Raw genomic sequence first — 25,107 nt, 5'->3', positions numbered from 1 at the left:
TCGGCAGGTTCGAAACTTGGTGCGTGCGGAATCCCTGACACCGGAAGCTGGTGTGAGATATGAGCACTGCAACACTGAATCGAACCCTGAATGCTCTTGCAGCGATAGAAGGTTCGGACACCCAGGCGCCATTGCGGGATGGCTCGACCACGCGATACGTCAACTTCGACTACGCGGCGAGTGCACCGGCGTTGTGCAGCGTGGTCGAGAGAATCACACAATTGCTTCCGACCTACTCGAGCGTGCATCGGGGCGCGGGCTACGCATCGCAGGTCACGACGCAGGCGTACGAGACCGCCCGTGAGCAGGTCGCGGACTTTGTCGGTGCCGGCGAGCAGCACTGCCTGATCTTTACGCGGAACACCACCGATTCGCTGAACCTCCTGGCCCGCTGTGTGCCGGGAAAGGTCGTCGTCCTCGATCTGGAACATCATTCAAATCTGTTGCCGTGGAGTGACGTTCACGTGGTCCGTGCCGCGAATACGCTGGCCGCGACGATCGTTCGCGTGGAGACCGCACTGATAGAGACCGGTGCGGCGTTGCTGGCGGTCACCGGTGCTTCCAACGTCACCGGCGAGATCTTGCCGATCGGTGAACTGGCAGATCTTGCGCACCGCAACGGCGCTCGGATCGCTGTCGACGGAGCGCAGTTGGTTCCGCACCGCAGGGTGGACATCACTGCAGGCGGCATCGACTACCTGGCCTTTTCAGGACACAAGACCTACGCGCCTTTCGGGGCCGGAGTGCTTGTCGGACTGCGGGATTGGCTGGATGCGGCCGACCCGTACCTCGCAGGCGGCGGTGCCGTACTCAATGTCACCGAGCAGGACGTGAAGTGGGCGCCCGCGCCTGCCCGTCATGAAGGCGGTTCGCCCAACGTCCTGGGTGCGGCTGCGCTCGCGGCGGCCTGCGTCGAGATCGAATCCCTCGGGGAGGCTGTTGTTTCCCATGAAACGTCACTCACCGACCGGTTGCGCAATGGTCTGGCGGAGATCCCGGGCGTGCATGCCCTGAAGATCTTCACCGACAGCACCGATGCCGTTGGCGTTGTCAGCTTTGTCGTCGACGGGCATCGGGCATCTGAGGTGGCAGCCCATCTCTCGGCCGAACACGGCATCGGGGTGCGCGATGGACGATTCTGCGCCCACCCGCTTCTGGACCGTCTGGGCCACGGCTCAGGGGCTGTACGCGCCAGCCTCGGCCTCGGTTCGACCTCCGAGGACGTCGACCTTCTGCTCGCCGCCCTCCGAACCCTCTAGACCCCGGGGTGGGGGACACTCAGTGCGATGAGCGCGGTGTCGTCTTCGAGCCCGGCACCGAAACTGTCGAGCAATGCCCGCACGTCCTCGATGATCTGGCCTGCGGACGTCGGCGTGTGTGCCGCGGCGAACTCGAGCAGCGCACCGTTGTCGTCGTACCGCTCGGGACCAGGTCCGGTCCGCGCCTCGGTGAGCCCGTCGGTGTAGAGCAGGAGGGTGTCGCCGGCATCGAGGTGGATCCGCTTCGAGACGAACTCAGGGTCGCGCAGGATGCCGACCAGTTGCCCACCTTCGGTGCTCACGTACTGCGCTTGACCGGCGGCGGTGAGCAGTAGGGCGGGTGGGTGCCCACCACTGGCGAGGTGGACGTCGAATCCGTTGTCGCGGCGGGTGAGCACACCGAAGATCACTGTGCAGAACCGTGGTTCGTCACCCTGGTGATTCGCATGCAACACGGTGTGGAGGTTGCGTAACACCGCAATCGGATCGTCGTCGTACACCGCCGCAGCGCGCAGCGTGTAGCGGGTCAGCGAGGTCACCGCTGCCGCGGTGGCCCCTTTGCCGCACACGTCGCCGAGGAAGAACCCCCACTTGTGCGCCGACAGGGCGAACACGTCGTAGAAGTCGCCGCCGACATCGTCGATCGACGCGGCGTGGTAGTGGGCCGCTGCCTCCATGCCATCGGGAGGTCGTAACGACGGTGGAAGCAGCGAGCGCTGAAGAGTCGAGGCGAGCAGTTGTATGCGCGCACGTTCTTCTTCTGCATGGCGCCGCGCCTCGAGCAGCTGTTTCTCGTATGCGCGTCGGTCACGTGCGTCCTGTGCGGTGATGCGGACGAGCACGGCGGTTCCATCGGCACCGATCTTCACGTTCGCGGTGACGAAGACGGGCAGTCGTCGGCCGTCGGCCGCGACGAGGTCGACGGTGATTCCGCTCAGTACGCCTTCCAGCTGCAGCAGCGGTGCGAAGTGGGTTTCGTAGTGGATCCGCCCGCCTGCGGTGAGCAGATCGCTGAAAGGTCTGCCCAGCAATGACGTTCGGTCTTGTCCGAGCCACACCGTCAGAGTGGTGTTGACCTTTGCGATGAGCCCGTCCGGCCACGTCGACAGATACCCGCATGGCGCGTTCTCGTACAGGTCTTCCAGATTCTCGTCGAGTACGCCCGGTGACCCGATGTCGCTGTGGTCCTTGCTCATCAACGGCCACCGACGAAGGCCACGATGGCCTCGGTGGTGGGCACGGGGTCGCTGAGCTGGGGGCAGTGACCGCTGGCGTCGAGCGTGACGAGTTCGCTGCCCTCGATCTGGTTGTGCACGTACGCGCCCACGTGGCGGGGTGCGAGTGAGTCTCGCGCACACTCGATCACGAGGGTGGGCACGGTGACACGCGCGAGATCGGTGCGGTTGTCGGACAGGAAGGTGGCGCGGGCGAACACCAACGCCTTCTCCGGGTCGGTTCGACAGAAGGATTCGGTCAACTCGCCGCCGAGCGCTGGTCGCTCCGGGTTACTGGCGATGTTCGGCGCCATCGACGCCGACCAACCCAGATAGTTGCTCTCGAGAGACTCGAGAAGTTCGTCGATGTCATCACGCGTGAAGCCACCCCGATATCCATCGGATTCGTCGTCGACATAACGCGGTGACGGGGTCAGCAACACCAGCTTGGCGAACCGGTCGGGTTCTTTGGCCACGGCGAGGGCGCCGATCATCGACGCGACCGAGTGACCCACGAACACCACGTCGTGCAGATCGAGTTCGTCGACGATGTCGAGCACATCCTGCGCATAGGTCTCGAGGTTCGAATACCGCTCGGCGTCCCACGCGGCCGGATCGGAGGCGCCGGCACCGACGTGGTCGAACAGCACCACCCGATGATCCGGAACCAACCGCCCGGTCACCCGATGCCATAGGTTCTGGTCGCATCCGAATCCGTGGGCCAACATGATCGTCGGTCCATCTTCGCGCCCGAGGATCTTGACGTTGTTCTTCGCGCGCACATTCACGTGCTTCATCCTCGCACCTGATGTGCATTCCCGTGGGCGGGCCGTGCCGAAGCACGTTCGGTGCACCCGCCCGGGGTTCGGCGCATTCAGTGGACGGGCGGCGTCCACCCGTGGGCTGCGGTCAGTGTCGCGCGGCCGAGGCTGTGAATGCGGAGCGCCTCTTGCAGTTGAGTTGGTCCGGCGAGGATGCCGAGTGGCAGCCTGCCGATATCCACGGCGTGCACGGTGAATGTGAACCGCCCCGGCAGGCCGGGTGGGGCCTGCGACGGACCGACGTAGCGTGCGATTCCGTAGTCGTTGGGCAATTGCTTTGCCAGACTGGGTAATCGATCATCGTTCCCATTCCCGGCGTCGACCACCAGTGAGGTCACACCACCACTGACGTCGGCGACTGCCCAATGGCACCGGCCACCCGAGTCGTGCGCTGTCACCGCATAGGACAGCGTTCCGATCGGGGCACCCGACCAGTGCAATGACGGTGACACGTCGAGCCCGCCGCCGCCGAGTAGTCCACTGCGTTGGGCCGTCCGCAGGCGCCCGCCGTCGACGACCTCATGCGAGCCCAGCACCAGTCGGGTCCGGGCCGGCACCGTTGGCGTCGTCGCGACGGAATAGGTGGTCATCGCGTTGCGTCAGTAGATGTTCGACGGCCGGACCATGCCCTCGGCGAGGTCACCGAATCCGGGAGCGATGATGGCGCCGGGATTCTGGATCACCTCCTCGACGACCAGGGTCTCGGTGGTCAGGAGCAGCGCCGCGATCGACGCGGCACTCTGCAATGCCGAGCGGGTCACTTTGAGCGGGTCGATGATCCCGGCGGCGAACATGTCGCCATAGGTGTCGGTCACCGCGTTGAACCCGTGCCCTTCCGGAAGGTCGGCGACCCGTTGCACAGCCTCGTCACCGTCGTAGCCGGCGTTGATCGAGATCCAGCGGAGTGGCTCTTCCACTGCGCGACGGACGATTTCACGTCCCTCGGCGGCGTCGCCGGTGAGTTCGAGAAGGTCGAGTGTCGCCTGTGCCTGGATCAGGGCGGTGCCACCACCTGCGACGATGCCTTCCTCCATCGCGGCCCGGGTTGCCGACAGGGAGTCCTCGACGCGGTGTTGCTTCTCTTTGAGTTCGACGCCGGTGGCGGCACCGACGTGGATCATCGCCACCCGGCCGGACAACCTGGCGATGCGCAGTTGCAGGTTGTCCTGGTCGTGTTCGTTCTCGGTCCGCGCCAGCTCTTGTTCGAGTTGATGGATGCGGGCCCGCACCTCCGACACGTCACCACCGCCGTCGACCATGGTTGTCGACAGCTCGGTCACGGTGATCTTCTTCGCCCGGCCGAGGTGTTCGAGACGTACATCGGAGAGGGACAGGCCGGAATCGGCGCTGACGACCCGGCCGCCCAAAATGGCTGCAAAGTCCTCCAATTCGGCAACGCGTCGATGACCGAAGCCGGGAGCCCGCACCACCACCGAGCGGAACGTGTCATGCATGTTGTTGGTGATGAGCATCGACAGCGCCGGTCCGTCCATGTTCTCGCAGAGGATCAGCAGCGGCCGCTTGCTGCGCTGCACCTGCTCGAGCACCGGCATCAGGGTCTGCACCGTGGTGATCTTCTGATTGGTGAGTAACACATAGGCGTCGTCGAGCTGTGACTCCATCCGGTCTTTGTCGGTGACGAAGTAGGGGGAGATGTAGCCGTGGTCGAACTCGACACCGTCCACAAACGACAGTCCCAGTCCGAACTGCGGCCATTCCTCGACACTGACCACACCGCCCACACCCACGTGGGTCATGGCCGTGGCGATCACGTCGCCGATGTCGGGGTCGTTGTTGGCCGAGAGCATCGCCACGTGCCGGAGCTGTTCTTCGCCGGTCACCTCACGGGAACGTTGTTGCAGCAGAGCGACCACCGCGTCCACCGCCTTCTCGATGCCGCGCTTGAGTTGCATCGGGTTTGCGCCGTTGTCGACGGCCAGGAGACCTTCGCGCACCATCGCCTGGGCGAGAACCGTTGCGGTGGTGGTGCCGTCGCCGGCCACCCCGTTGGTCTTGGTGGCAACCTCTTTGACCAGCTGCGCCCCCATGTTGGCGTAGGGGTCGCGGAGCTGGATCTCTTTGGCGATGGTCACACCGTCGTTGGTGATGGTCGGAGGGCCGGTCAGCTTTTCGAGTACCGCGTTGCGGCCCTTGGGTCCGAGGGTCACCTTGACCGCATCGGCAAGCGCATTGACCCCCATCTCCAATCGAGCCCGAGCGTCCGAACCGAAGCGCAGATCTTTTGCCATTGTGCACGCACCTTCATGTGTAGACGAATTGAAAAGCTATGTGGTGTAGGTGATCTAGGGAATGAGGATGGCTCGCCCCCGCACGTTCCCGGCGTCGAGATCGGACAGCGCGGTGGCGAAGTCGGCCAGCGGATAGGTGCTGGTGTGCAGCGACACCTTGCCCTGCGCCGCGAGAACCATCAGTTCGACGAGGTCGTTGTAGGAGCCGACCAGGTTGCCGATGAAATTGATCTCGGTGGAGATGATGTCAATTGTCGGAATCGACAAGGTGCCGCCGTATCCGATCACGTAATAGTTGCCTGCCCGGCGCAACATCCCGACACCGTCTTCGATGGCGCCACCTTCACCGACGAAGTCGATGACGGCTTCGGCGCCGTTGCCGTCGGTGAGGTCGAGAACCTGCTGGATCTGGGTGCCGTCCGCGACGACCGTGTGATGGGCGCCCAATTCGGCGGCGAGTTCGAGCGCCGGCTCGGACCGGTCCACCACGATCATCCGGGCTGCTGACAGTGCCGCGAGCACCTGTACCCCGATATGGCCGAGACCACCGGCGCCGATCACCACCGCGGTGTCCCCGGGACGAAGGAATCGGGCCGCCTTGGCCACCGCGTGGTAGGCGGTGAGGCCGGCGTCGGCCAGGGCCGCAACGTCGGCGGGCTGTAGCGACGAATCGAGTTTGACCACGGCGCGGGCGTTGGTCTTGAGGTATTCGGCGTACCCGCCGTTGCTGTCGATGCCCGGGAAAGCCGAAGCGCTGCAATGTACATCGTCGCCGGCGCGGCAGGCCCGACACAATCCGCACGTTGCCAGTGGATGCAGGATAACCGGATCGCCGGGTTTGACCGAGGTGACCGCGCTACCGACCTCCTGTACCCATCCGGCATTCTCGTGTCCGATCGTGTACGGCAGTGTGACACCGGACTTCTGTTCCCACTGCCCTTCGATGATGTGCAGATCGGTGCGGCAGACACCGGCACCACCGATCCTGACCACCACATCGAGGGCGCCGTCCGCCTTGGGATCAGGGACATCCACCAGCTCGGGCTTGGTGTCATAGGCCGCCAGTTGCACCGCTTTCATGACTCGCTCCTCATCGTTGGCATCCCCAGATCGGTGCCCGCCAATTCACCTACGCTGCTGCCGGTTCCGGGGGTGGTGTCATCGCCGTAGCGGGTTGTCAGCAGGCCGCGGCAGAAGATGCCGTTGCCTTCGATGCTCACCCGCACGGACTTGGCAAAGCGCAGTCGCTTGGGAAGGATGTCCGCACCTATCGGCTGCCCGTCGTGTTCGACCATGACCAGCTCGCAGGGCCCCGATCGCAAACCGACCTCGGCCCGCCGACGCAACAACGAATCGAGTTCGTGACCGGAGGGTAGATCACCGATGGTCAGGGTCGAGAACCGTTCGACACCAACACCATCGGCGGCCAACCGACGTGACATCCGCTCGAGTGCCGCCAGATACGCCTTGCGCTGAAAGGTCTGGCGGAGCTCGCCGAGTTCATCGACCGCCAGCCCGGGAAAGGACCCGGTGAACCCGGCCCGCGCTGCGACACCGTCATTGATCTCCTCGGCTGCGAAATGATCCTCCAGTCGCACCGAGGTTCGGTCCACCTCCGGAAGTGCTGCCACCGCGTCGTACGCGTCGGCGACCATGAGATAGGCGAAATTGGGTGCACAGAAGTACGTCGGAAGGCGTAGCCGGATCGCGACCTCGATGCCGGAACCCGCGGTATCCAGGTCGACCGACGTCACGAACTTCAGGTCGGTGATGGGCTCGTCCAACTCGGGATCGCGCACAGTCCCCAGCGCATCCCACACCCGCCGCGCCGCCGTTGCCGTGGCGGTACCGACTGAACTGGGCCAGCTGATCACCGTCCGGTCCGGACTGTTCGCCACCGTCCGGTCCGGACCATTTGTCACCGTCCGGTCCGGACCATTTGTCACCGTCCGGTCCGGACCATTTGTCACCGTCATACCGTGACCGACGCCGATGATGAGGAGGTCGGCTTCGCCGGACTGCTGCCGACCGGCTTCTCGGCAGGTGCGGACTCGTCGGGCTGGATCCGGGCCTGCTCGGGAACGTCGAAACCGTAGAGTTTGGCCGCGTTGAGGCCCAGGATCTTCTTGCGAATCTGGGTGTTGAGCGTGCCGTACTCGGACTGCATGTCCTCGGGGATCTGGAAGTCGACGAACTTCTCGATGAGCCAGGCCGGCTTCCAGATGGCGTAATCACTGGCGAACGTCAGCCGGTCTTCACCGACCCAATACAGCAGCTCACCGATGATCTGTGCGAAATACCGTGGCCGGGTGTGGATGAACGGCATCGCAACGGCAAGGCCGCCATAAACGTTGGGCTCCTGCGTGGCGATCCAGCAGAAGTCCTCCAGGCGAGGTAGCCCGACATGTTCGACGATGAAGTTGAGCTCCGGGAATGCCGTTGCCACATCGTCGACGTCGGCCACGTCGAACGCGTCCCGGTTGAGGGGATAGATCGTGGGTCCCTTGTGGATGTGAATGTTCTTGATACCCAGTTCCTGACACTTCTCCAGGTAGCGGTACGACCAGTCGTCGGTGAGCTTGTAACCCTTGGAGCTACCCTTCCATTCGGCGGTGTAGAGCTTGACGCCCTGCAGGTTCCACCGGGCGGCCAGCTTCTCCAGGTCCTCGAGTCCGGCCTCTCCGTTGCGCGGGTCCCAGGCGCCGTTGGTCATCAACTTGTCCGGATGTTTTTCTGCCAGTGCACCGTTGCGTTCGGTGGTGTTGAAACCGTCGATGTAGAAGTCGGAGAGGTAGGTGGGCTGGAAGATGCCCTTGTCGACATACCCGACCTCGAACAGGTCGTGCATCAGGTCGTCTTCGGTGTAGTTACCGAACTTCTCCAGTGTCCACTTCTCTGATTCCGGGGACAGATTCGCGTGATAGTCATAGAAACAACCGGTGAAACCCTTGCCGTACCGGTTCTTCTGATTGCGTGGTCCACCGTTCCAGAAGTGGATGTGGCTGTCCACGATGTAGTAGCTCTCGCCATCCTTGTTGTACATCGATTGCTCCAATACTGGTGACGGATAGGGTTACTCGACGACCTTGAGGTCGAAATCGATGAACTCGGCGGCATCCTCGGGGTTGGCGAACAGCATCGTCCGGTCGTCGAAGTGGACCATCCGCCCGTAGTGGGTGGACATGATCTCCTCGAAGTCGGACTGATCGAACTCGGAGCCGAGCGCATTGGTGATCTCGTCGAAGTCGAAGGTGAGGACCTTCTGCCCGTCGACGCGGATCATCGACGGGAATTCTTCGATCTCGACACCCTCTTTGCGACCCATGATCTCGGCGACCACGTAGCCGTTCTGGTTGTTCATCAGGGTGACACCGCACATGTTGGACGATCCGACGTCGGTGCCAAAGGTCATCTCGCTCATGCTGACAGCTCCTTCGATACAGGTATGTTGAGATCTTCAAGAACAGTTCGTAGCCCGGTCTTGGCGGTGGCGAACGAATCGGCGAACGGCACATGCCGTTCGGAGGGCTGCGACCAGATCGGCTGCAACTCGCGGGCAGCGGCCAGACTCAATGGAATCCACTTGTCGGACCAGGTGGCCAGCAGTTCACGATTTGCTTCACCGTCTTCGGGGTCGGTCACCAGCATGCGCAACAGTGCCCGGGTGTAGCCGAGGTCGCGGTTGTAGTCGTGCTCACCGGATCCGACCAGGGAAGGGGTGACGTAGTCCCCGTTGCGGGCCGCGATCTGCATCACCAGCAGCGACCGGAACAGGACACCGACGAGTTGCTCGAAGATGATGTTCGTGGCGAACACCGCTTCGGCCCAATCACCCTCGGCGGTCAGCAGTTCCACATTCTCGCGTACGCCCTGCCACACCGGGTCGGCCTGCCAGACATCGCGGTGCACCGCGCCGTCGAAACCCTCGATCGTGTCTGTCAGGTCGAGGTTGTAGAGCGCGAGATCCTGCGCGAACCGCATCTTGTGGGCGGCGTTGACGCAGATGGCGTTGTTGAGCATGTTGGTCGGTGCAGACCGTTGCGCAGCGGTGAACACGTGTAGTCCCATGCCGTTCTCGGCGTGCATCCAGGCGCCGAGATTGCGTTCGATGAACGTGGCCCAGCTCGGAGTCCAGGAGTCGTAGGCGCCGACCAGTTTTGCGTTGTCCAGGTTCTGCTGGATCTGCCGCACCACGTTCGCGTTGTTGCGGTAGATGGTCTGTTCCCACTCCCCGTTGGGATCACGGAACTGGTGCCAGTCAGTTGATTTCAGCGCCGTCCAGTCCTTCGGATAGCCGCCGGGCCCGTCGGCGAATCCGTAGATCCAGCCCTGGCTGAGGTAACGTTCCGGATCGGGCTGGACATCGAAGGTGACGTCCTCGTATGTGGTGGCCCGCATCTTCGCAGGCTTGAAGTAGTTGTAGCTCCGGCTCTTCGAACTCGGGAAGTCGAGAGCTCCGGCCTCGGCATCGGTGAAGTGGGGCTTCGGGAAGCTGCGGACCGGTTTCCCGTTCTCGCCGCCGGTATCGGGTTTGGGGGCTGCTGGGGCGCTCATCTTTGAACTCACTTTCGGTTGCGGGCGGTCGCGGCGCATGTCGGTCGGGGACGAAGAGTCAACTGTCTTGTGGAACGGTGGTGGTGAACTTGTCGAAATGGACCTGATCGAGAGGCACTCCGGCACCGTCGAGTAGCGCCATCGCGGCGTCGACCATCGGTGGTGGACCGCAGAGATAGAAGTCCGCGGAATCCATTCCGGACTCGCGTCGCTCGACCACCTCGGTAACGAACCCGAAATCGCCTGCCACGCCCATACTTTCCCAATCTGCCGTGGTCTCCTCCGACAGGCAGGGGACGAAGGTGAAGTCGGGCAACTGGTTACCGATCTCCTTGATCTCGTGTAGATAGAACAGATCCTTGGCGGTCCTGGCCCCGTAGTAGAAGTGCACCGGACGGAGCGGCGCGTTGCCTGCGCCCTCCAGTTCGGAGAGATGGTGGAGCAGGGACAGGATGGGGGACATGCCCGCACCGCCCGCGATGCAGACGATGGGCCGTACAGATGACTCCTTGATGGTGAAAGAGCCGTACGGACCGTTGAGTTCGAGTTCGTCGCCGACGGTCAGCGACGTCTCGAGCAGGCCGGAGAATCGGCCACCGGGATACTTCTTGATGATGAACTCCAGTCGTCCGGCCATGGCGGGGGTGGTGGCCATGGAGAACGAGCGGTGCTCATCGGCACCGGGGATCATCAGATCGGCGTACTGCCCCGGCTTGAACACGAACGTCTCGGGTTCGAGCAGCTCCAGCTTGACCGACACGATGTCGTGGGTCAGGTCGTCGAGACCGACGATCTTGGTCTTGAGGTGTTGCAGGGGTACGGCATTGCGCAGTTCGTCCTCGTCGAAGTTGATGAGTTCGATCTCGCAGTCCGAATACGCGTGCGTCTTGCAGAGCAGTACGTAGCCTTCTTCGCTCTCGTAGTCTGCCAGCGCGAACGTCGAGTATCGGTCCATCTGGATGTCGCCGTCGAGGAGAAAGGACTTGCATGCCGAGCATTGCCCTTCGCGGCAGCCGTGCATCAGCGAAACACCTTGGCGGAAAGCGGCATCGAGGATCGTCTCGTCCTCGTCGACTTCGATGTCGAGGTCGACGGGTTCGAACCGAACATTGTGGGTGTCACCCATGGGTCGAGGTCCTTGCAATGAGATGGATGGAGCCCAGGGGCAGCGTGGCGCGTGCAACCACACTGCCCCCGAGTTCTGAGCAGGCGCCTGGCCGGGTTGTGGGAACCCCGGCGAGGGGTTCAGACGCCTGCAGCTTGTTTCGCCGGACGGCCGGCGGGGCCACCGGCCTTGTACTCGGCGATGTGTGCCTCCCTTTCCGCATCGGACATCTCGTTCAACGCGACATTGGGGCTGCCGAACTCGATGCCGCGGATGTCGTCGAGTGTCCACAGCTTCTTCGGATCATCCAGGTGCAGATGTGGCTGCGGGATAAGGGTTTTGCCATCATCACGGACGTATCCGAGGTCCTTGACGATGTCGGCCAGATCGCGGCCGTGATGCAGGGTCTCCCACTCGCGGTCACCGGTGAGGCGGCCCATGTTCGGGGTCGGCCTGCCCTCGTACTCGGGACGGAACGCCTTGATGTCGGTCCAGGCGCACGTTTCCGAACAGTAGGTCCGCCATTGGCCGTCGACCTTCTCGGTGACCATGTCCTCACGGATGAGGGCGGGCACCATGCAGGTCCAGCAGCGATGCGGGTACTGGTAGTTGGCATCGGACTCGAAGGCGATGGGCTTGTTCTTGCCCGGATACGCCATCCGGTTGTAGGCCTCCCACCACTTTCCGTACTTGTTGTACCAACCCGGGTACTTGTACTCGAACCACTCGAAGTCGTCGTCGGTCATCGCGTCGATGCGCCAGTAGTTCACCGGCCAGCCGGTGGCGAAGAACTGGGCGACCTCGTGGACGTAGCCCTTGTTGACGATGCGGTTCCAGGACTCCTCGACCAGATCGTGCGGGATCTTGAGACCGTACTTCTCCAACGGGATGAGGTAGGAGCGGTAGTAGTCGTCATAGATCCACCGCCGCCACATCTCGGCGTACGAATCACGATCCTTGCGACGGTCTTTGGTGCCGTACTCGATGAACGTGCCGATCGCCGCGTCCACCACACAGTGGTTGTTCCACCAGGCGTACCGGAGATCGCGTTCGAGGAGTTGGCGGTTGTCCTCGTCGGCCAATGCCATCAACAAGATGGAGTAGCCGTTGGAGATGTGCCGCGACTCGTCGGACTGGACGGAGTGGAAGACCGTCGGCAACAGATAGTCACCGTTGGCGGCCGCCTCCGACGGCATCGCGACGAACAAGGTGTTGGTGAATGCGGTCTCTGCGACCACTGTCAGATAGATGTTGGCCGCGGTGATCGCGTCACCGGTGATGAATCCCTCGCCGAACTGCCTGCCGATCGTGCCTGCGTAGTTGTTGGCGAACGCCTTCTCACTGATGTCGAACCCGGCGGGATCGATGTAGTGGTTCATGTAGAGGCGCTTGAGGTTCATCTGGATCGTCGAGTGCCGGACCTCGTCGATCATCTGCACCGCCAGCCCATTGTGGATTTCAGGGTTGGGGACCGCGTCGATTGCCATCGGCATGGCCCGGGCCGCGGAGATCTCCGGGAACGGGATGATCGAGAGGAACAGCTTCTGCCATTCCATCCAGCGCTCTTCGACCTGACGGAACATGTTGCCGCGGATCGCGCCGTCCATCGCGCCGAAGACGCGGTTGTCTTTTTCTTCCTCCATCGGGAAGTAGGAGCGGAGGATCTGCTTGAGCGGATCCTTCTTGGGTGCTTTGTCGAACGTGTAGTCGGTGCCGAATCTGGTGGCCGGCGTGGCAAAGGTCGGCTCCCAGGACAGTTCTGTGATCTTCTTGTGTGCCTTGCTCAGACTCTGTCTGCTCAACGCAGTCCTCCTCGTTCGAGCACGCGGGTGGTCGATGGCGAGAGCCGCAAAGCTCCCTGTGACCGATGACACACTCGTTACGATGGCTAGTACGTCTCAATGTGAGACGCGTCTCATTCCGAGACGCTCCTACGATTGCGGCAGACCGGAAGTTGACAGCCGGTCATGGAGGTGACCTGCGAGGATGTCGAGTTTCGTCGATCGTGGCTGGTCAGCAGGGGAGCGGCAGCTGGCCCGTGAGGAATTTCTGGCGGCAGATGGGCCAGGAGCCCACCTGGTGCGGCCTGCGGTCCTGGATTCGTGGCGGCGATCGCAAGCACTGCACATCCATGTCGACCGGGTCGAACTGCCGTTCGTTCGGGAACCCGACCTCGACACCCCGCTGATGAACGCCGCGAGCCCGGTGTTGAAGTCGATCACCGATGACATGGCGAGCCAGCCCGTCAGCGTGATCCTGACGTCGGCGGAGGGGCTTATCCTGGAGCGGTTCTCCTCCGATGCCGGGATCAACCGGACCCTTGATGAGGTGAAGCTGGCGAGGGGGTACAGCTACGCCGAGCAGTTTGTCGGTACCAACGGCATCGGGACCACCATCGAGACCCGGCAGCCGACGTACATCCTCGGTAGCGAACATTACGTCGGAGAGCTCGGGACGTTGGCGTGTGCGGGCGTGCCGATCCGGCATCCGAATTCCGGTGCGCTCCTCGGAGTGCTCGACATGACCTGTCGCGCCGAGCATGCCAATCCGCTGCTGTTGTCGCTCGCGAAGTCGGCGAGCAGGCAGATCGAGAATCAGTTGCTGAGCCAGGCCAACGAACGCGAGACCGCTCTGCTGACCACCTACCTCACGACGGCCCGCCGCTACAGCCGCGGCGTCCTCGCCGTCGCCGGTGAGATGGTCCTGATGAATGCCTATCTGCGGCGGACCCTGGACGCACGCGACCAGACGGCTTTGCTTGAACACGCGCTCGACGTGCAGGCCGTCGCCGCGACGCGAACCCTGGTGGCGCAGCTGCCGAGCGGACGGAACGCGCGGGTCTCGGTGGCCGATCGCGACGAAATACGTTCCGGTGCAGTGAATATCGTGTTTCACGTGACGGTGGACGACTTCCCCGACGCCTGGGTTGCCCCGTCTCCGTCGCCGACCTGGATCGAGGGAGAACCCCTGCCGGCCGGACTCGTCGGAAACAGCGCTTCGCTTCGGCGTAGCTACAACCAGGTGCGACGCTGCTACGCCGACCGGCACTGGGTGCTCGTCGAGGGTGAACCCGGTACCGGGCGGTCCACCCTGGTGACCGCGGCCGCGCACAAACTGGCCCCGGCCACCCATCTGCTGGCGCTCGGGATCCGTGATGCCGCCGACCACGAGAGGTACCTGGACCTGCTGTCCGCGGAGCTCGAATCGAGTGATGCCTTCAACGTTCTGCTTGCCGATATCGACAGGCTACCAACGCTGTTGGTGGATCCGGTGGCTCTTCTGCTGCAGTCGGTGGAGGGGACGGGGTGGGTTGCGGCGACCACCAGCGGAAACACCGAACGCAGCGAAGTCGAGGCAACGCTGCTGCCGTTCTTCTCACACACGGTGACCTTGCAGGCGCTGCGGCATCGCAGCGAAGACCTCCATGCCCTGGTGCCTTACCTGATCGAGCAGATCCATCCCGGGTCGACCGCACGCCTCACACCGGCCGCGGCCCGCGCGCTGAGCAAGCATCCGTGGCCCGGAAATGTTGCCCAACTACGCCGCATCCTCACCGAAACGTTGGCGGTGCGACGGGGTGGTGTCATCGACGTCGAACATCTCCCGGCGGAATGTCGCACCACGATCCGGCGAACACTGTCCCAGATCGAATCGCTGGAACGCGACGCGATCGTGCGAAGTCTGTTGGACAACAACGGCAACAAGGCCGAAGCCGCAGCCGCACTTGGTCTTTCCCGCGCCACGATCTATCGCAAGATCAAGGAGTTCGGGATCCACTGACGAACTCCCCGACCCCGATGATGTGCCCTTTTGGCGGTGCCCACCTGGGCTTTTGTTCGCCAAAAGGCCACATCATCGGGGGTTGGGTCAGCCGGCGGTGACCGTCCGGGTCAATAGATCAGCCAGCGTCTTGCTGAAGGCGGCGGGCTGCTTGGGTGTGCCACCTTCGGCCAACAGTGCCGCGCCGTACAGCAATTCGGCCGACTGGCGCAGTGCGGTGTCGTCGCCGCGCTCGGCGAATGCCTTCTGCAGGCCGACCGTCAGCGGGTGGTCCGGGTTGAGTTCCAGGATCCGCTTGCTGTCGGGCATCGGGATGCCCGAGTCGCGGTACATCCGCTCCAGTGCCGGCGAAAGGCTCTGTGCCTCACCGACAATGCACGCCGCCGAATCGGTCAGGCGACTCGACAGCCGCACCGCGCTGACGTCGTCGACGAGTACGCCGGTCATCCAGGTGAGGAGTTCGCCGAACTCCTCGTCCTTCTTGCTGTCCTCTTCCTTGTCGGCCTCGCCACTGAGGTCGACCTCGCCCTTGGCCACCGACTGCAGCGGCTTGCCCTCGAAGTCGGTGATCGATCCGATCCACATCTCGTCGATCGGATCGGTGAGCAGCAGCACCTCGATGCCCTTGGCCTTGAACGCCTCGAGGTGGGGGGAGCGTTCGAGCTGTTCCCGCGACTCGCCGGTGGCGTAAAAGATCTGGCTCTGGGTGTCTTTCATCCGCTCGACGTATTCGGCCAGCGTTGTTGCGGTGTCGGTGGAGTGCGTCGAGCTGAGCGAGATGATCGACAGCAGGGCGGCCTGGTTGTCGATGTCGGAGAGCAGACCCTCCTTGAGGACCCGGCCGTACTGCGACCACAGGGTGTCGTACTTCTCGCGGTCGTTCGTCCGCATGTCCTTGATGGTGCTCAGGACCTTCTTGGTGAGCCGTCGGCGGATGGCCTTGATCTGACGGTCCTGCTGCAGGATCTCCCGCGAAACGTTGAGCGAGAGGTCGGCTGCGTCGACGAGGCCCTTGATGAAGCGAAGGTATTCGGGCATGAGTTCTTCGCAGTCGTCCATGATGAACACCCGCTTGACGTACAACTGCACGCCGGCCTTGTGTTCGCGCATGAACAGATCGAACGGTGCCGTCGACGGGATGAACAGCAGGGCCTGGTACTCGAAAGTGCCCTCGGCCTTCATCTGGATGGTTTCGAGCGGATCGTCCCAGGAGTGGCTGACGTGCCGGTAGAACTCGGCGTACTCCTCGTCGGTGACCTCCGAGCGCGGACGCGTCCAGAGCGCCTTCTGGGAGTTCAGGGTCTCGGTCACCGTCGTCTCGGTGGGCGCCTCGTCCTCGCCCTCGTCGGACTCGTCGTCGGCAGCCTTCGGCGGTACCGGGGTGGTGACGTCCATCCGGATGGGCCACGAGATGAAGTCGGAGTACTTCTTCACCAGTTCCCGGATCTTCGGCACCGACGTGTAGTCGTGCAGATCGTCTTCGGCGTCGACAGGCTTGAGGTGCAGTGTCACCGAGGTGCCCTGCGGGGCATCGGTGACCTCTTCGATCGTGTACTTGCCAGCGCCTGCGGACTCCCACCGGGTGGCCTGGGACTGGCCGGCCTTGCGGGTGAGCAGGGTGACCTTGTCGGCCACCATGAAGGTCGAGTAGAAGCCGATGCCGAACTGGCCGATCAGCTCTTCGGACGCGGCCGAGTCCTTGGCCTCTTTCAGCTTCTTGCGGACCTCGGCGGTACCCGACTTCGCCAGCGTGCCGATCAGGTCGACGACCTCATCGCGCGTCATGCCGATGCCGTTGTCGGCGATCGTGAAGGTGCGGGCCTCGGGATCGAGGGAGATCTGGATGTGCAGATCGGAGGTGTCGGCGTCGAGGTCCTTGTCCTGATACGACTCCATCCGCAGTTTGTCGAGGGCGTCCGATGCGTTGGACACCAACTCGCGAAGGAAAGAATCCTTGTTCGAGTAGATCGAGTGGATCATCAGATCCAGCAGCTGCCGCGTCTCGGCAGCGAACTCCATCTCTTCGACCTGAGTGCTCACGTGATGCTCCTCTGTGTTGTGCGGTAATACGTGCTCCGACCTAACATTTTAGGCAGGCCGTTCGTAGTACATTCAGTCCTCATGCCGCATTGTCGGAACGGGGGGTTGCAGTGAGCTCGGTCCAGAATGTCTTGGGTCAAGAGTTCGAAAGTCTGCATCCAAACTTGCAGTGGCGCTACGGGATTGATTCGAAGTCGCACCTGGCGCAGTCGGCCACCGGAATTATGGAGTCGATTTACAGTTCGCCCTTGGTGTCAACCGCGCTGCGGCACTTCGGTAAACGCAACGCCATGCCGACAAAATCTAGCCGCCTGGTTCCATTCACGATGCACAACTATTGTTATGAAGACGAACTCGGCCGGGAGTCGCTGGCGGTGATGCGATCCCTGAACTACACCAGTGGTGCCCAGGGGCTGAATTCTCTCCTGGTGGACGGTCGTGAGGGCCTGGTCGACTACTTCGGCGATGGACCGGAACTGCTCTGGCCGCTGGATGCCAGCGTCGACCAGGAGGGCTCGCTGGTGTTCGAGAGTGGACCTATGCGGCTGCTCACCGCAGGCCCCAAAGTTGGCATGCGTGGGTTCATGGCAGCCCGGATGCTCTATGCCGAGGGCTGGGACGCCCGACACAACCGATTTCGAGTGGACGCGACTGTGCGCAATCCGGTGATCGGTGAGCTGATTCACTATCGCGGCTGGTTCACCGCCCAGGATGTCCCGTGCCGATTGCGGGACATCCCGGACGAGGCCTGGCCGCACCGCCTCGTCGAGCGCGAGAGCTGACCCGATGATGTGCCCTTATGGCGTGTGAAAGCCCAGGTCGGCACCGCCAAAAGGCCACATCATCGGGGGTTGACGGGTGTTGGTAGGCCGAGATGATCGCGCAAGGTGTCGCCCTCGTACTCGGTCCGGTAGACCCCACGCTCCTGCAGCAGTGGAACCACGGTGTCGGCGAACTCGTCGAGACCACCCGGGGTGATGTGCGGGACCAGGATGAATCCATCGCTGGCGTCGGTCTGCACGAAGTTGTTGATGTCGGCGGCGACCGTTGCCGGTGAACCGATGAAGGCCTGGCGCCCGGTGACCTCGATGATCAGTTCGCGAGTGGTCAGGTTCTCGGCCTCGGCCCTGGCGCGCCACTCGGCCGCGACAGCCAGCGGGTCCCGATGCATGCGCACACTGGCACGGCCCTTCGCGACCGTGTTCTCCCCGGGTGCCGGATCAACGGCAGGCAGCGGGCCATCGGGATCGTGGTCGGACAGGTCGCGGTTCCACAGCTGTTCGAGGAACTTGATCGCGGTCTGGCCACTGACCTGCTGAAGGCGGATCTCGTGAGCCCGTTCGGCAGCCTCGGCATCGGTGTCACCGAGGACGAAGGTCGCGGCAGGCAGGATCAGCAGGTCCTCTGGCCGGCGGCCGTACGTGGCCAGACGGGCCTTGACGTCCTTGTAGAACAACTGTCCGTCGTCGAGGGTGGAATGGCGCGAGAAGATCGCGTCGGCATTCGCGGCGGCGAACTCGCGACCATCCTCGGAGTCGCCGGCCTGGAAGATGACCGGACGCCCCTGCGGACCGCGCGGCACGTTGAACTGGCCCGCGATGTCGAACTGGTCATCGGTGTGATCGAAGGTGCCGACGTCGGGACGGCGCAGGTACGTACCCGACTCGCGATCGGCAACCACGTCGTCGTCGTTCCAGGAGTCCCACAGCTCGGTGGCGACCTCCAGGAACTGTTGTGCACGTTGGTATCTCTGTTCCTGGGGCAGATAGCCGCCGCGACGGAAGTTCTGTCCGGTGAACTCGTCCCAGGAGGTCACCACATTCCACGCCGCGCGTCCGGCGGTGAGGTGATCGAGGCTCGCGAACTGCCTGGCGACCTCATAGGGCTCGTTGAACGTGGAATTGATGGTCCCGGTGAGCCCGAGTTTGTCGGTCACCGCAGCCAGCGCTGCCAGCACCGTGAACGTGTCCGGACGTCCGACGACATCGAGGTCGTAGATCAGCCCGTTCTGCTCACGTAGGCGCAGGCCCTCGGCCAGGAAGAGGAAGTCGAACTTGGCGCGCTCTGCGGTCTGCGCGAAGTGGGTGAACGAGCTGAACTCGATGTGGCTGCCTGCAGCCGGATCGCTCCATACGGTGGTGTTGTTGACCCCGGGGAAGTGCGCCGCGAGGTGTACCTGCTTGGTCATCGGTTGATCAGATCCCCTGAGGAGTGATGGTTGGCTGTTGCGTAGCGGTTTGCCGGCAGATCCAGGCCCAGATTCCCGCGCAGTGTGGACGATGTGTAGCTCTCGCGGAACCGGCCGCGGCGTTGCAGTTCCGGAACCACAGCGTCGCTGATCGCCTGCAGATCGTGGGGGATCGCGCCGGGACGCAGCCGGAATCCGGTGATCCCGCTCGCCGCCAGTTCCTCGATCAGGTCTGCCAAACCGGATGCGGTACCGGCGAAGATCAGTGCATCGCTCTGATACTCCGCACCGGCGAGCTCATCGAGACGGGTCCGGCGGTCGGCCGCCTCCTGCGCGGAATCATCAAGGAAGACAACCAGATCGGCGAAAACGTGAACGGTTTCCGCCGCGCGTCCGGCGGTTTCCTGAGCTGATCTGATCGCGGCGATCGTCTCGGTGGCCTGTGCCCCGGTGTGCGGGGTCACGAAGCCGACGTCGACCGACTGGCCGATCAGCTCGTACGGGATCTGCTGATGACCCAGCGCCGCGATCACGGGTTGGCCCTGAGGGGGTCGTGGGGTGATCGCGGGTCCACGCACACTGAAGAAGCGGCCTTCGAAGTCGATGTAGTGGAGCTTGTCGCGGTCGACGAAACGGCCGGTTGCGGCATCTCGGATCTCGGCGTCGTCCTCCCATGAATCCCACAGTCGCCGTAGCACTTCGGCGTAATCACCGGCCTCTTCGAAGAGATCTGCGATCAGGGCCTGTGCCGACGGACCGGATAGATCTGCGTACGAGATCTCGGGAAAGGCGCGTCGGCCGAACAGCTTTGCCTCGTGTTGCCGGGCAGAGACCTGCAGTCGGACCCCGGCCCGCCCGGTGCTCACGAAGTCGAGTGTGGCGATCGCCTTCGCCAGATGGAAAGGTTCGGTGTGCGTGACGACAGCGGTGGGGATGATGCCGATATTCGACGTCGACGGCGCGATCCGCGCGGCGATCAACACCGAGTCCAGGCGGCCACTGACCTGGTCGGTCCGGGCGTCGAGCCCGCCGAGTGTGGCGGGCCGCAGTCCGAAGGAATCCTCGATGGTGACGAAGTCGATCAGGCCGCGTTCGGCGTCGGCGATCAGGTCGGCCCAGTACTTGGCCGACAGGAGTTCGGCCGGTCTGGCATCGGGTTCGCGCCAGGCGGCCGGGTGCCAGCCGGCCCCTTCCAGCGCGACTGCAAGATGCAGGCTCGCAGTTGTCGACATCGAAGACTCCTTCATCGGTGATCGGTGGCCGTCAGAGTTGGTACATCTGCGCCAACGACAAGCGTGCCGAAGGTGATACCCGATCCGCGCTCATCGGATCAGCGTGGTTCTAACCATCGCCCGTCGCGCGATTTCGCGGCTGAATGGTTTCACCACCGTCGAGGGAGCAAAGTCATGTCGTTTGTCGGAAAGCTGTTGTCGGTCGACCAGTTGCTGATGGCTGCGGCTGCAGTCCATCCGGAGGCCCCGCCGGCACTGCCGATGATCGAGGCATGTCGGTCAAAGGTCGAGATCGTGCGCGTCGCCGGTGACGACCGACTGGCCCGCACCGCGTTGTCGCAGGTCGCGATCGAGAACAGCCGCCGGTATGGCGGCACGTCGTGTGGATGGTTTGCGAAGTTGCGGGTCCGGCCGGGCGACGCCTTTCTGGTCGCGGTTGCCGACGGCGTCCCGGTTGCCGGTGGCGAGTATCGGCGCGCAGATGGCCACACCGCCGAGATCACCCGGATCTGGACTGCCGCGGCGCAGCGTCGCCGCGGGCTCGGAAGTCGGATCCTGGCCCGGCTCGAGGCAGAGGCCGCCGACCGTGGGCATCGCCGCGTGCTGGTGCAGACCGGCTCGGATCAGTCCGATGTGCATGCGCTGTTCCGTCAGGCCGGGTACCAGCCGGTGTCGGGCACGGCACTCTCCGGAACCGAGGCCGGAGCCGCCGTGTTGGCCAAAGATCTGGCGGCGGTGCGCGCACCGCTTGCCTTTACGGCATGACCGGATTCGGAGGCGTCTACGTCGGGGGAGAAACCGGCTGGGATTGGCGGGTACAGGGCAGTTGCCGAACCGAGGACGTCGACTCGAACATCTTCTTCCCGCCGGCAGGACGTGAATACGCCAAGGAACGTCGACGTCGCGAAGCCGCCGCGAAGAGGATCTGCGGAAGTTGCCCGGTCGCGCGGGAATGCCGCAGGCACGCCGAGCGATATGGCGAGAAGTACGGGATCTGGGGTGGCCTGACGGTCGGCGAATTGGCAGGCTGATTCGGCTTGCGATGGTGTCACGGTTGCGAGGGCATTTCGAACGGCGGCGAGACGCACCACTGAGCCTGGATTCGCGGAGTGACGTCAGATCAGCCCGGCGTCGACACCAAAGTAAGTGCCATCTGAACCGGAATCGGTTTATGTGACCGGTGCATGAGTGTCGTCCCCACGCGAGCAATCCTTGAGGATTGCTCCCGTGATGATCCCCAGGAGATGGTCGGCGCGCGGCGCCGTCGCGGCTTGGTCATTGAGCCACGCGAGTGCTGCGATCAGCGCAAAGAGATCGATGCCATCGATGTCGGTCCGCGCGACGCCGGTGTCCTGCGCCCGGGAGAGCAGTCGCGCGCCCGCCGCGCGTAACGTCACGCACGAGGCATGGAGCGCAGACCCGGGGTCCTCGATGGCAGCCGTCATCGGCGTGATGGCGCCACGATATTCGTGCGTGACCGCGACACACTCGCAAAACCACTCGACGAGTGCGTCCGCGGGCGATCTTGACGCTTCGAGCTTGTCGGCCAGTTCCGTCAGCTCGTGAAAGCTTTTGCGCAGCAAGGCTTCGAGCAGCGCCTCTCGCGTCGGAAAGTGTCGATAGAGCGTGCCGAGCCCAACCTCGGCGCGGCGCGCGATGTCGCGCAGTGACGCGTCGGCCCCTTGCTCGGTCACGACAGTGCGCGCGACCCCGAGTAGCTGATCGTAGTTCTTCCTGGCGTCGGCGCGCATGGTCTCCCTTTGACAAACGGAGCAGTGCTCCATATATTCGGAGCAGTGCTCCGATAGCTTACCCTCCACGCCGGAAACAAGGACCTGACATGAATGGCGAGCGGGACCATCGGAGTTCACGAAGAGCTGACCGATGGCTCGCTCTACGCCGACACCACACAATCGAGATTCAGATGTTGGACAGAACGCCCGTTCGCACCGAGGTCTACCTATTCGCTCGACACGACGCAGACGGTCGCTTCAGTGAGATCCAAGAAGCGACAGTGTCGTTGTCCGACAACAGTATTGACGGCTCGTCCCACTAACAAGCTCTGCGTCACGCATGGCACCTGATCGGTAGAAATGAGAGAACGATGACAACAAGCACGATGAAGGCGATCCGACTGCACGAGTTCGGCGGCCCGGCGGTTCTGCGCAACGACGACGTGGCCGTTCCTGAGCCGAAGTCCGGCGAGGTGCTCATCCGAGTCCACGCGGTCGGCATCAACCCGCCCGACTGGTATGCGCGTGAAGGGATGCCCAACGTGCCTCCCGAGCTCAAGCCCCCGATGACACTCCCGCTCATACCGGGGACCGATGTCTCCGGCGTCATAGAAGCCGTCGCGACCGATGTCGAAGGTTTCGCGGTCGGAGACGACGTGTTCGGACTCCTCCGGTTCCCAACCTCCTTGCAGAGCAGCGCATACGCCGAGTACGTCACCGCGCCGGCGTCAGACCTTGCTCACAAACCGGCCGCCGTCGACCACGTGCACGCCGCCGGTCTGGCCATGTCGGGCTTGACGGCGTGGCAGTTCCTGATCGCGCTCGGGCACGACCACCCGTCCCCGTTTCAAGAGGCTCGGCACCGACCGGTGGCACTCGACAGCGATACCACCGTCCTTGTCAATGGCGCCGCAGGTGGCGTGGGACATCTTGCTGTCCAACTGGCCAAGTGGAAGGGAGCCCGCGTCATCGCCGTGGCTTCCGGCGCCCACCAGAGTTTTTTGCGCGAACTCGGTGCCGACGAGTTCATCGACTACACCACCGACCGACCCGAAGAAGTCGCCGCGGGCGTCGACCTCGTCCTGGACGCCGTCGGGGGTCCCGACAGTCGACGTTTCCTGCGCACCCTCAAACGTGGTGGATCCCTCTACCCGGTCTACTTCGGCGAGTTCGACGACGAGGAGAACGCGGAATTGGGTATTACGGTCACGTCTACCCAGGTCCGCTCGAACGGTGCGCAGCTCGCCGAGCTCGCCGATTTGATGGCCAACGGAACTCTGCGAGTCGCCATCGACAGCAGCTTCCCGCTGGCGCACGCGCAACAGGCCCATGTACGGGCCGCCCGCGGGCATATCCAAGGCAAGATCGTGTTGACCATCGACTAATTGCCCGCTCGGCCTATCGAACCTTTGCGCGTCGGAGCCCCTGCCGACATTGCCGAAGACGGACTTCGGCCAGCGATGAACGTTTGTGTTGCGAACGAATACTGTTGTGTATCAACCGGATTGATCGACGATTGCCCTTGCGAATGCATGTTCGAACAGGTAGTTTGGAATCAGTTGCTCATGCAGATATGGCGAGTCGCGAGCAAACACTTCCCCGGAGAATTGGTCACGTCTTATTGGTTCCTGCCTGGAGGTCCCGTTATGCAACTTCTAGATATGGTCGACGACCTGGTTGAGTTGGCACTACCCGCTGACCCGAATCTGGTGGTCGGTGTGGTGAAAGATTTGATCACCCTACGCAACGCGACCGAACATCAACTCGCAGTCTGCGCGGGAATGATCGACCAGTCGGGTATCGCACGCAAAACCGGTTCGACAACGTCCAAATTGTTGCAAGCCAACGGTTCAGCACCATCATCGGCGTATCGGTGGATACGTATCGGCGTGGGATTGTCCGGCCTGGATCGGACTGCCGGGTATTCACGCGACGGATTCCTATCGTCCGAACATGTGGACGCGGTGGTCAAAGGGGTCGCGCACATAACCGGCCGATCCGACGACCCGGCGACCGCCGAAGAGAGCGTCGAATATGAGCGGAAACTGTTGAGTCATGCCATCTCCGGATCCACACCCGCCGCCATCAGCGCCACCGCGCGCGGTATCGGCAACGAGATTGCGAAAGACGCAGGCGGTCTGCCGCCAGCCGAAGACAGCACACTCAACAGCCTCGACTATGCGACCAATTCTGAAGGGCGGCTCGTCGGGAAGTTTGATGTCGATGCAGTGATCGGGGAAAAGTTGTTCTCCGCCTTGGACTTATGGAGCAAACCATATCCCCAACCCGACGGCAGTAACGACAATCGCAGCCCCACCCAATGCCGCGCCGACGCGTTGCATCAACTCCTGGACTGCGGCGGCGGCGGCCAAACGTTGGTATCGGCACGCGGACCGAAGTGATGGTCACCATTCCCGCCGATCACCTCAATCACCCTCGATGGGGAAGAAGTGCCGATTGATCTGAGCCCACCCAAACGCCTGTTCACCGGGCTCGTGCGCAAGGCGATCATCATCCGCGATACATGCTGTGTGAAGTGCGGAGGTCCGGCGACCTGGGCTGATTGTCACCATATTCAACATTTCATAGACGGTGGCCTCACGACCCTCGAGAACGGTTGTCTGTTGTGCCGCAGCTGCCATCAGGCCGTCCACAACACCGATTGGGATGTGATCATGGGATCGGACGGACATCCCTGGCTGATCCCGCCGGCAGCGATCGATCCGCAGCGAAGGCCATTACCGGCCTACAACCGCAGAACACTCACCCTCGCAGCCTGATTCACCGAGCCCGATTGATCGCTCGACCGCTTTACTCTGTCGCACCCGACCTAGCGTCGGGACCGCGCATGAATATTGACAACTCCATAGTGTGAAAACGCGTAGTGCTGCTGCCCACGGGAAGTCTGCCCCAGTTTCACTGGCGGGCCGGG

General features: G+C 63.1%; 23 protein-coding genes. 8 read left to right on the top strand and 15 right to left on the bottom strand.

Annotated features, from left to right (window positions below; all coding sequences use genetic code 11):
- The first annotated feature begins 59 nt into the window (after nt 1-59).
- Nucleotides 60-1,259: an aminotransferase class V-fold PLP-dependent enzyme gene (locus AC1TQG_RS24410; RefSeq protein ID WP_482141067.1), complete on the top strand. Its 1,200-nt coding sequence runs from the start codon at nt 60-62 to the stop codon at nt 1,257-1,259.
- Here AC1TQG_RS24410 and AC1TQG_RS24405 read toward each other — a convergent pair.
- The 11 genes from AC1TQG_RS24405 to AC1TQG_RS24355 form a co-directional block, all read right to left on the bottom strand.
- Nucleotides 1,256-2,455 carry a PP2C family protein-serine/threonine phosphatase gene (locus AC1TQG_RS24405; protein WP_482141065.1) on the bottom strand — a complete coding sequence of 400 codons (1,200 nt, stop codon included), beginning with the start codon at nt 2,453-2,455 and terminating at the stop codon, nt 1,256-1,258. The genes AC1TQG_RS24410 and AC1TQG_RS24405 overlap by 4 nt on opposite strands.
- Complete coding sequence (locus tag AC1TQG_RS24400; protein WP_482141470.1) at nt 2,455-3,261, bottom strand: alpha/beta fold hydrolase; 807 nt, start codon at nt 3,259-3,261, stop codon at nt 2,455-2,457. The genes AC1TQG_RS24405 and AC1TQG_RS24400 overlap by 1 nt, the downstream gene beginning before the upstream one ends.
- Before the next feature lie 86 nt (nt 3,262-3,347).
- The gene (locus tag AC1TQG_RS24395) at nt 3,348-3,884 is read right to left on the bottom strand and encodes a YbhB/YbcL family Raf kinase inhibitor-like protein (protein ID WP_482141063.1); all 537 of its coding nucleotides are present in this window, start codon (nt 3,882-3,884) and stop codon (nt 3,348-3,350) included.
- 9 nt (nt 3,885-3,893) lie between these two features.
- A complete protein-coding gene (groL, locus tag AC1TQG_RS24390; protein WP_482141061.1) occupies nt 3,894-5,543 on the bottom strand; it encodes a chaperonin GroEL in 1,650 nt (549 codons plus the stop codon).
- A gap of 54 nt (nt 5,544-5,597) precedes the next feature.
- Nucleotides 5,598-6,623 carry an NAD(P)-dependent alcohol dehydrogenase gene (locus AC1TQG_RS24385; RefSeq protein ID WP_482141059.1) on the bottom strand — a complete coding sequence of 342 codons (1,026 nt, stop codon included), beginning with the start codon at nt 6,621-6,623 and terminating at the stop codon, nt 5,598-5,600.
- Nucleotides 6,620-7,513 carry an iron-sulfur cluster assembly protein gene (locus AC1TQG_RS24380; protein WP_482141057.1) on the bottom strand — a complete coding sequence of 298 codons (894 nt, stop codon included), beginning with the start codon at nt 7,511-7,513 and terminating at the stop codon, nt 6,620-6,622. The genes AC1TQG_RS24385 and AC1TQG_RS24380 overlap by 4 nt, the downstream gene beginning before the upstream one ends.
- A gap of 2 nt (nt 7,514-7,515) precedes the next feature.
- The gene (locus AC1TQG_RS24375) at nt 7,516-8,586 is read right to left on the bottom strand and encodes an amidohydrolase family protein (protein WP_482141055.1); all 1,071 of its coding nucleotides are present in this window, start codon (nt 8,584-8,586) and stop codon (nt 7,516-7,518) included.
- A gap of 30 nt (nt 8,587-8,616) precedes the next feature.
- Nucleotides 8,617-8,964: a propane 2-monooxygenase effector subunit MimD gene (gene mimD, locus AC1TQG_RS24370; RefSeq protein WP_482141053.1), complete on the bottom strand. Its 348-nt coding sequence runs from the start codon at nt 8,962-8,964 to the stop codon at nt 8,617-8,619.
- The gene (locus tag AC1TQG_RS24365; protein WP_482141051.1) at nt 8,961-10,097 is read right to left on the bottom strand and encodes an aromatic/alkene monooxygenase hydroxylase subunit beta; all 1,137 of its coding nucleotides are present in this window, start codon (nt 10,095-10,097) and stop codon (nt 8,961-8,963) included. Before AC1TQG_RS24365 ends, mimD begins: the two co-directional genes overlap by 4 nt.
- Nucleotides 10,098-10,155: 58 nt before the next feature.
- A complete protein-coding gene (locus tag AC1TQG_RS24360; protein WP_482141049.1) occupies nt 10,156-11,223 on the bottom strand; it encodes a 2Fe-2S iron-sulfur cluster-binding protein in 1,068 nt (355 codons plus the stop codon).
- Nucleotides 11,224-11,342: 119 nt separating this feature from the next.
- A complete protein-coding gene (locus tag AC1TQG_RS24355) occupies nt 11,343-13,004 on the bottom strand; it encodes an aromatic/alkene/methane monooxygenase hydroxylase/oxygenase subunit alpha (RefSeq protein WP_482141047.1) in 1,662 nt (553 codons plus the stop codon).
- Nucleotides 13,005-13,188: 184 nt separating this feature from the next.
- On the opposite strand from AC1TQG_RS24355, the gene AC1TQG_RS24350 reads away from it, so the two are divergent.
- Entirely contained in the window at nt 13,189-14,982 is a 1,794-nt protein-coding gene (locus tag AC1TQG_RS24350; protein ID WP_482141045.1) for a sigma-54-dependent Fis family transcriptional regulator, read from the top strand.
- 87 nt (nt 14,983-15,069) lie between these two features.
- On the opposite strand, the gene htpG is transcribed toward AC1TQG_RS24350, so the two are convergent.
- A complete protein-coding gene (htpG, locus tag AC1TQG_RS24345) occupies nt 15,070-17,022 on the bottom strand; it encodes a molecular chaperone HtpG (protein ID WP_482141043.1) in 1,953 nt (650 codons plus the stop codon).
- 110 nt (nt 17,023-17,132) lie between these two features.
- Here htpG and AC1TQG_RS24340 point away from each other — a divergent pair, with 110 nt between their 5' ends.
- Nucleotides 17,133-17,804: a DUF4166 domain-containing protein gene (locus tag AC1TQG_RS24340; RefSeq protein ID WP_482141041.1), complete on the top strand. Its 672-nt coding sequence runs from the start codon at nt 17,133-17,135 to the stop codon at nt 17,802-17,804.
- A gap of 59 nt (nt 17,805-17,863) precedes the next feature.
- Here AC1TQG_RS24340 and AC1TQG_RS24335 read toward each other — a convergent pair whose 3' ends face one another.
- Both AC1TQG_RS24335 and AC1TQG_RS24330 read right to left on the bottom strand, forming a co-directional pair.
- Nucleotides 17,864-19,210 (bottom strand): NtaA/DmoA family FMN-dependent monooxygenase, encoded by a 1,347-nt coding sequence (locus AC1TQG_RS24335; RefSeq protein ID WP_482141039.1) that lies wholly within the window; start codon nt 19,208-19,210, stop codon nt 17,864-17,866.
- On the bottom strand, nt 19,207-20,442 hold the full coding sequence (locus tag AC1TQG_RS24330) for an LLM class flavin-dependent oxidoreductase (RefSeq protein WP_482141037.1): 1,236 nt from the start codon (nt 20,440-20,442) through the stop codon (nt 19,207-19,209). Before AC1TQG_RS24330 ends, AC1TQG_RS24335 begins: the two co-directional genes overlap by 4 nt.
- 174 nt (nt 20,443-20,616) lie before the next feature.
- Here AC1TQG_RS24330 and AC1TQG_RS24325 point away from each other — a divergent pair, with 174 nt between their 5' ends.
- Together AC1TQG_RS24325 and AC1TQG_RS24320 are read left to right on the top strand one after the other, a co-directional pair.
- A complete protein-coding gene (locus AC1TQG_RS24325) occupies nt 20,617-21,207 on the top strand; it encodes a GNAT family N-acetyltransferase (protein WP_482141035.1) in 591 nt (196 codons plus the stop codon).
- A complete protein-coding gene (locus AC1TQG_RS24320) occupies nt 21,204-21,473 on the top strand; it encodes a WhiB family transcriptional regulator (RefSeq protein ID WP_482141033.1) in 270 nt (89 codons plus the stop codon). Before AC1TQG_RS24325 ends, AC1TQG_RS24320 begins: the two co-directional genes overlap by 4 nt.
- Nucleotides 21,474-21,611: 138 nt before the next feature.
- Here AC1TQG_RS24320 and AC1TQG_RS24315 read toward each other — a convergent pair whose 3' ends face one another.
- The gene (locus AC1TQG_RS24315; RefSeq protein ID WP_482141031.1) at nt 21,612-22,193 is read right to left on the bottom strand and encodes a TetR/AcrR family transcriptional regulator; all 582 of its coding nucleotides are present in this window, start codon (nt 22,191-22,193) and stop codon (nt 21,612-21,614) included.
- 353 nt (nt 22,194-22,546) lie between these two features.
- Here AC1TQG_RS24315 and AC1TQG_RS24310 point away from each other — a divergent pair, with 353 nt between their 5' ends.
- The 3 genes from AC1TQG_RS24310 to AC1TQG_RS24300 all read left to right on the top strand — a co-directional run bounded on the left by AC1TQG_RS24310 (nt 22,547) and on the right by AC1TQG_RS24300 (nt 24,955).
- Nucleotides 22,547-23,560, top strand: coding sequence for an NADP-dependent oxidoreductase (locus tag AC1TQG_RS24310; protein WP_482141030.1), 1,014 nt, complete (start codon nt 22,547-22,549; stop codon nt 23,558-23,560).
- Between the two features lie 261 nt (nt 23,561-23,821).
- Nucleotides 23,822-24,577 carry a DUF222 domain-containing protein gene (locus AC1TQG_RS24305; RefSeq protein ID WP_482141028.1) on the top strand — a complete coding sequence of 252 codons (756 nt, stop codon included), beginning with the start codon at nt 23,822-23,824 and terminating at the stop codon, nt 24,575-24,577.
- 48 nt (nt 24,578-24,625) lie between these two features.
- Nucleotides 24,626-24,955: an HNH endonuclease gene (locus AC1TQG_RS24300; protein WP_482141026.1), complete on the top strand. Its 330-nt coding sequence runs from the start codon at nt 24,626-24,628 to the stop codon at nt 24,953-24,955.
- The last annotated feature ends 152 nt before the right edge of the window (nt 24,956-25,107 follow it).

It is taken from the genome of Williamsia sp. Y844 (genome assembly GCF_056786475.1).
The sequence above is the reverse complement of the archived record's forward strand: the minus strand, read 5'-3'. Positions and strand labels throughout refer to the sequence as shown.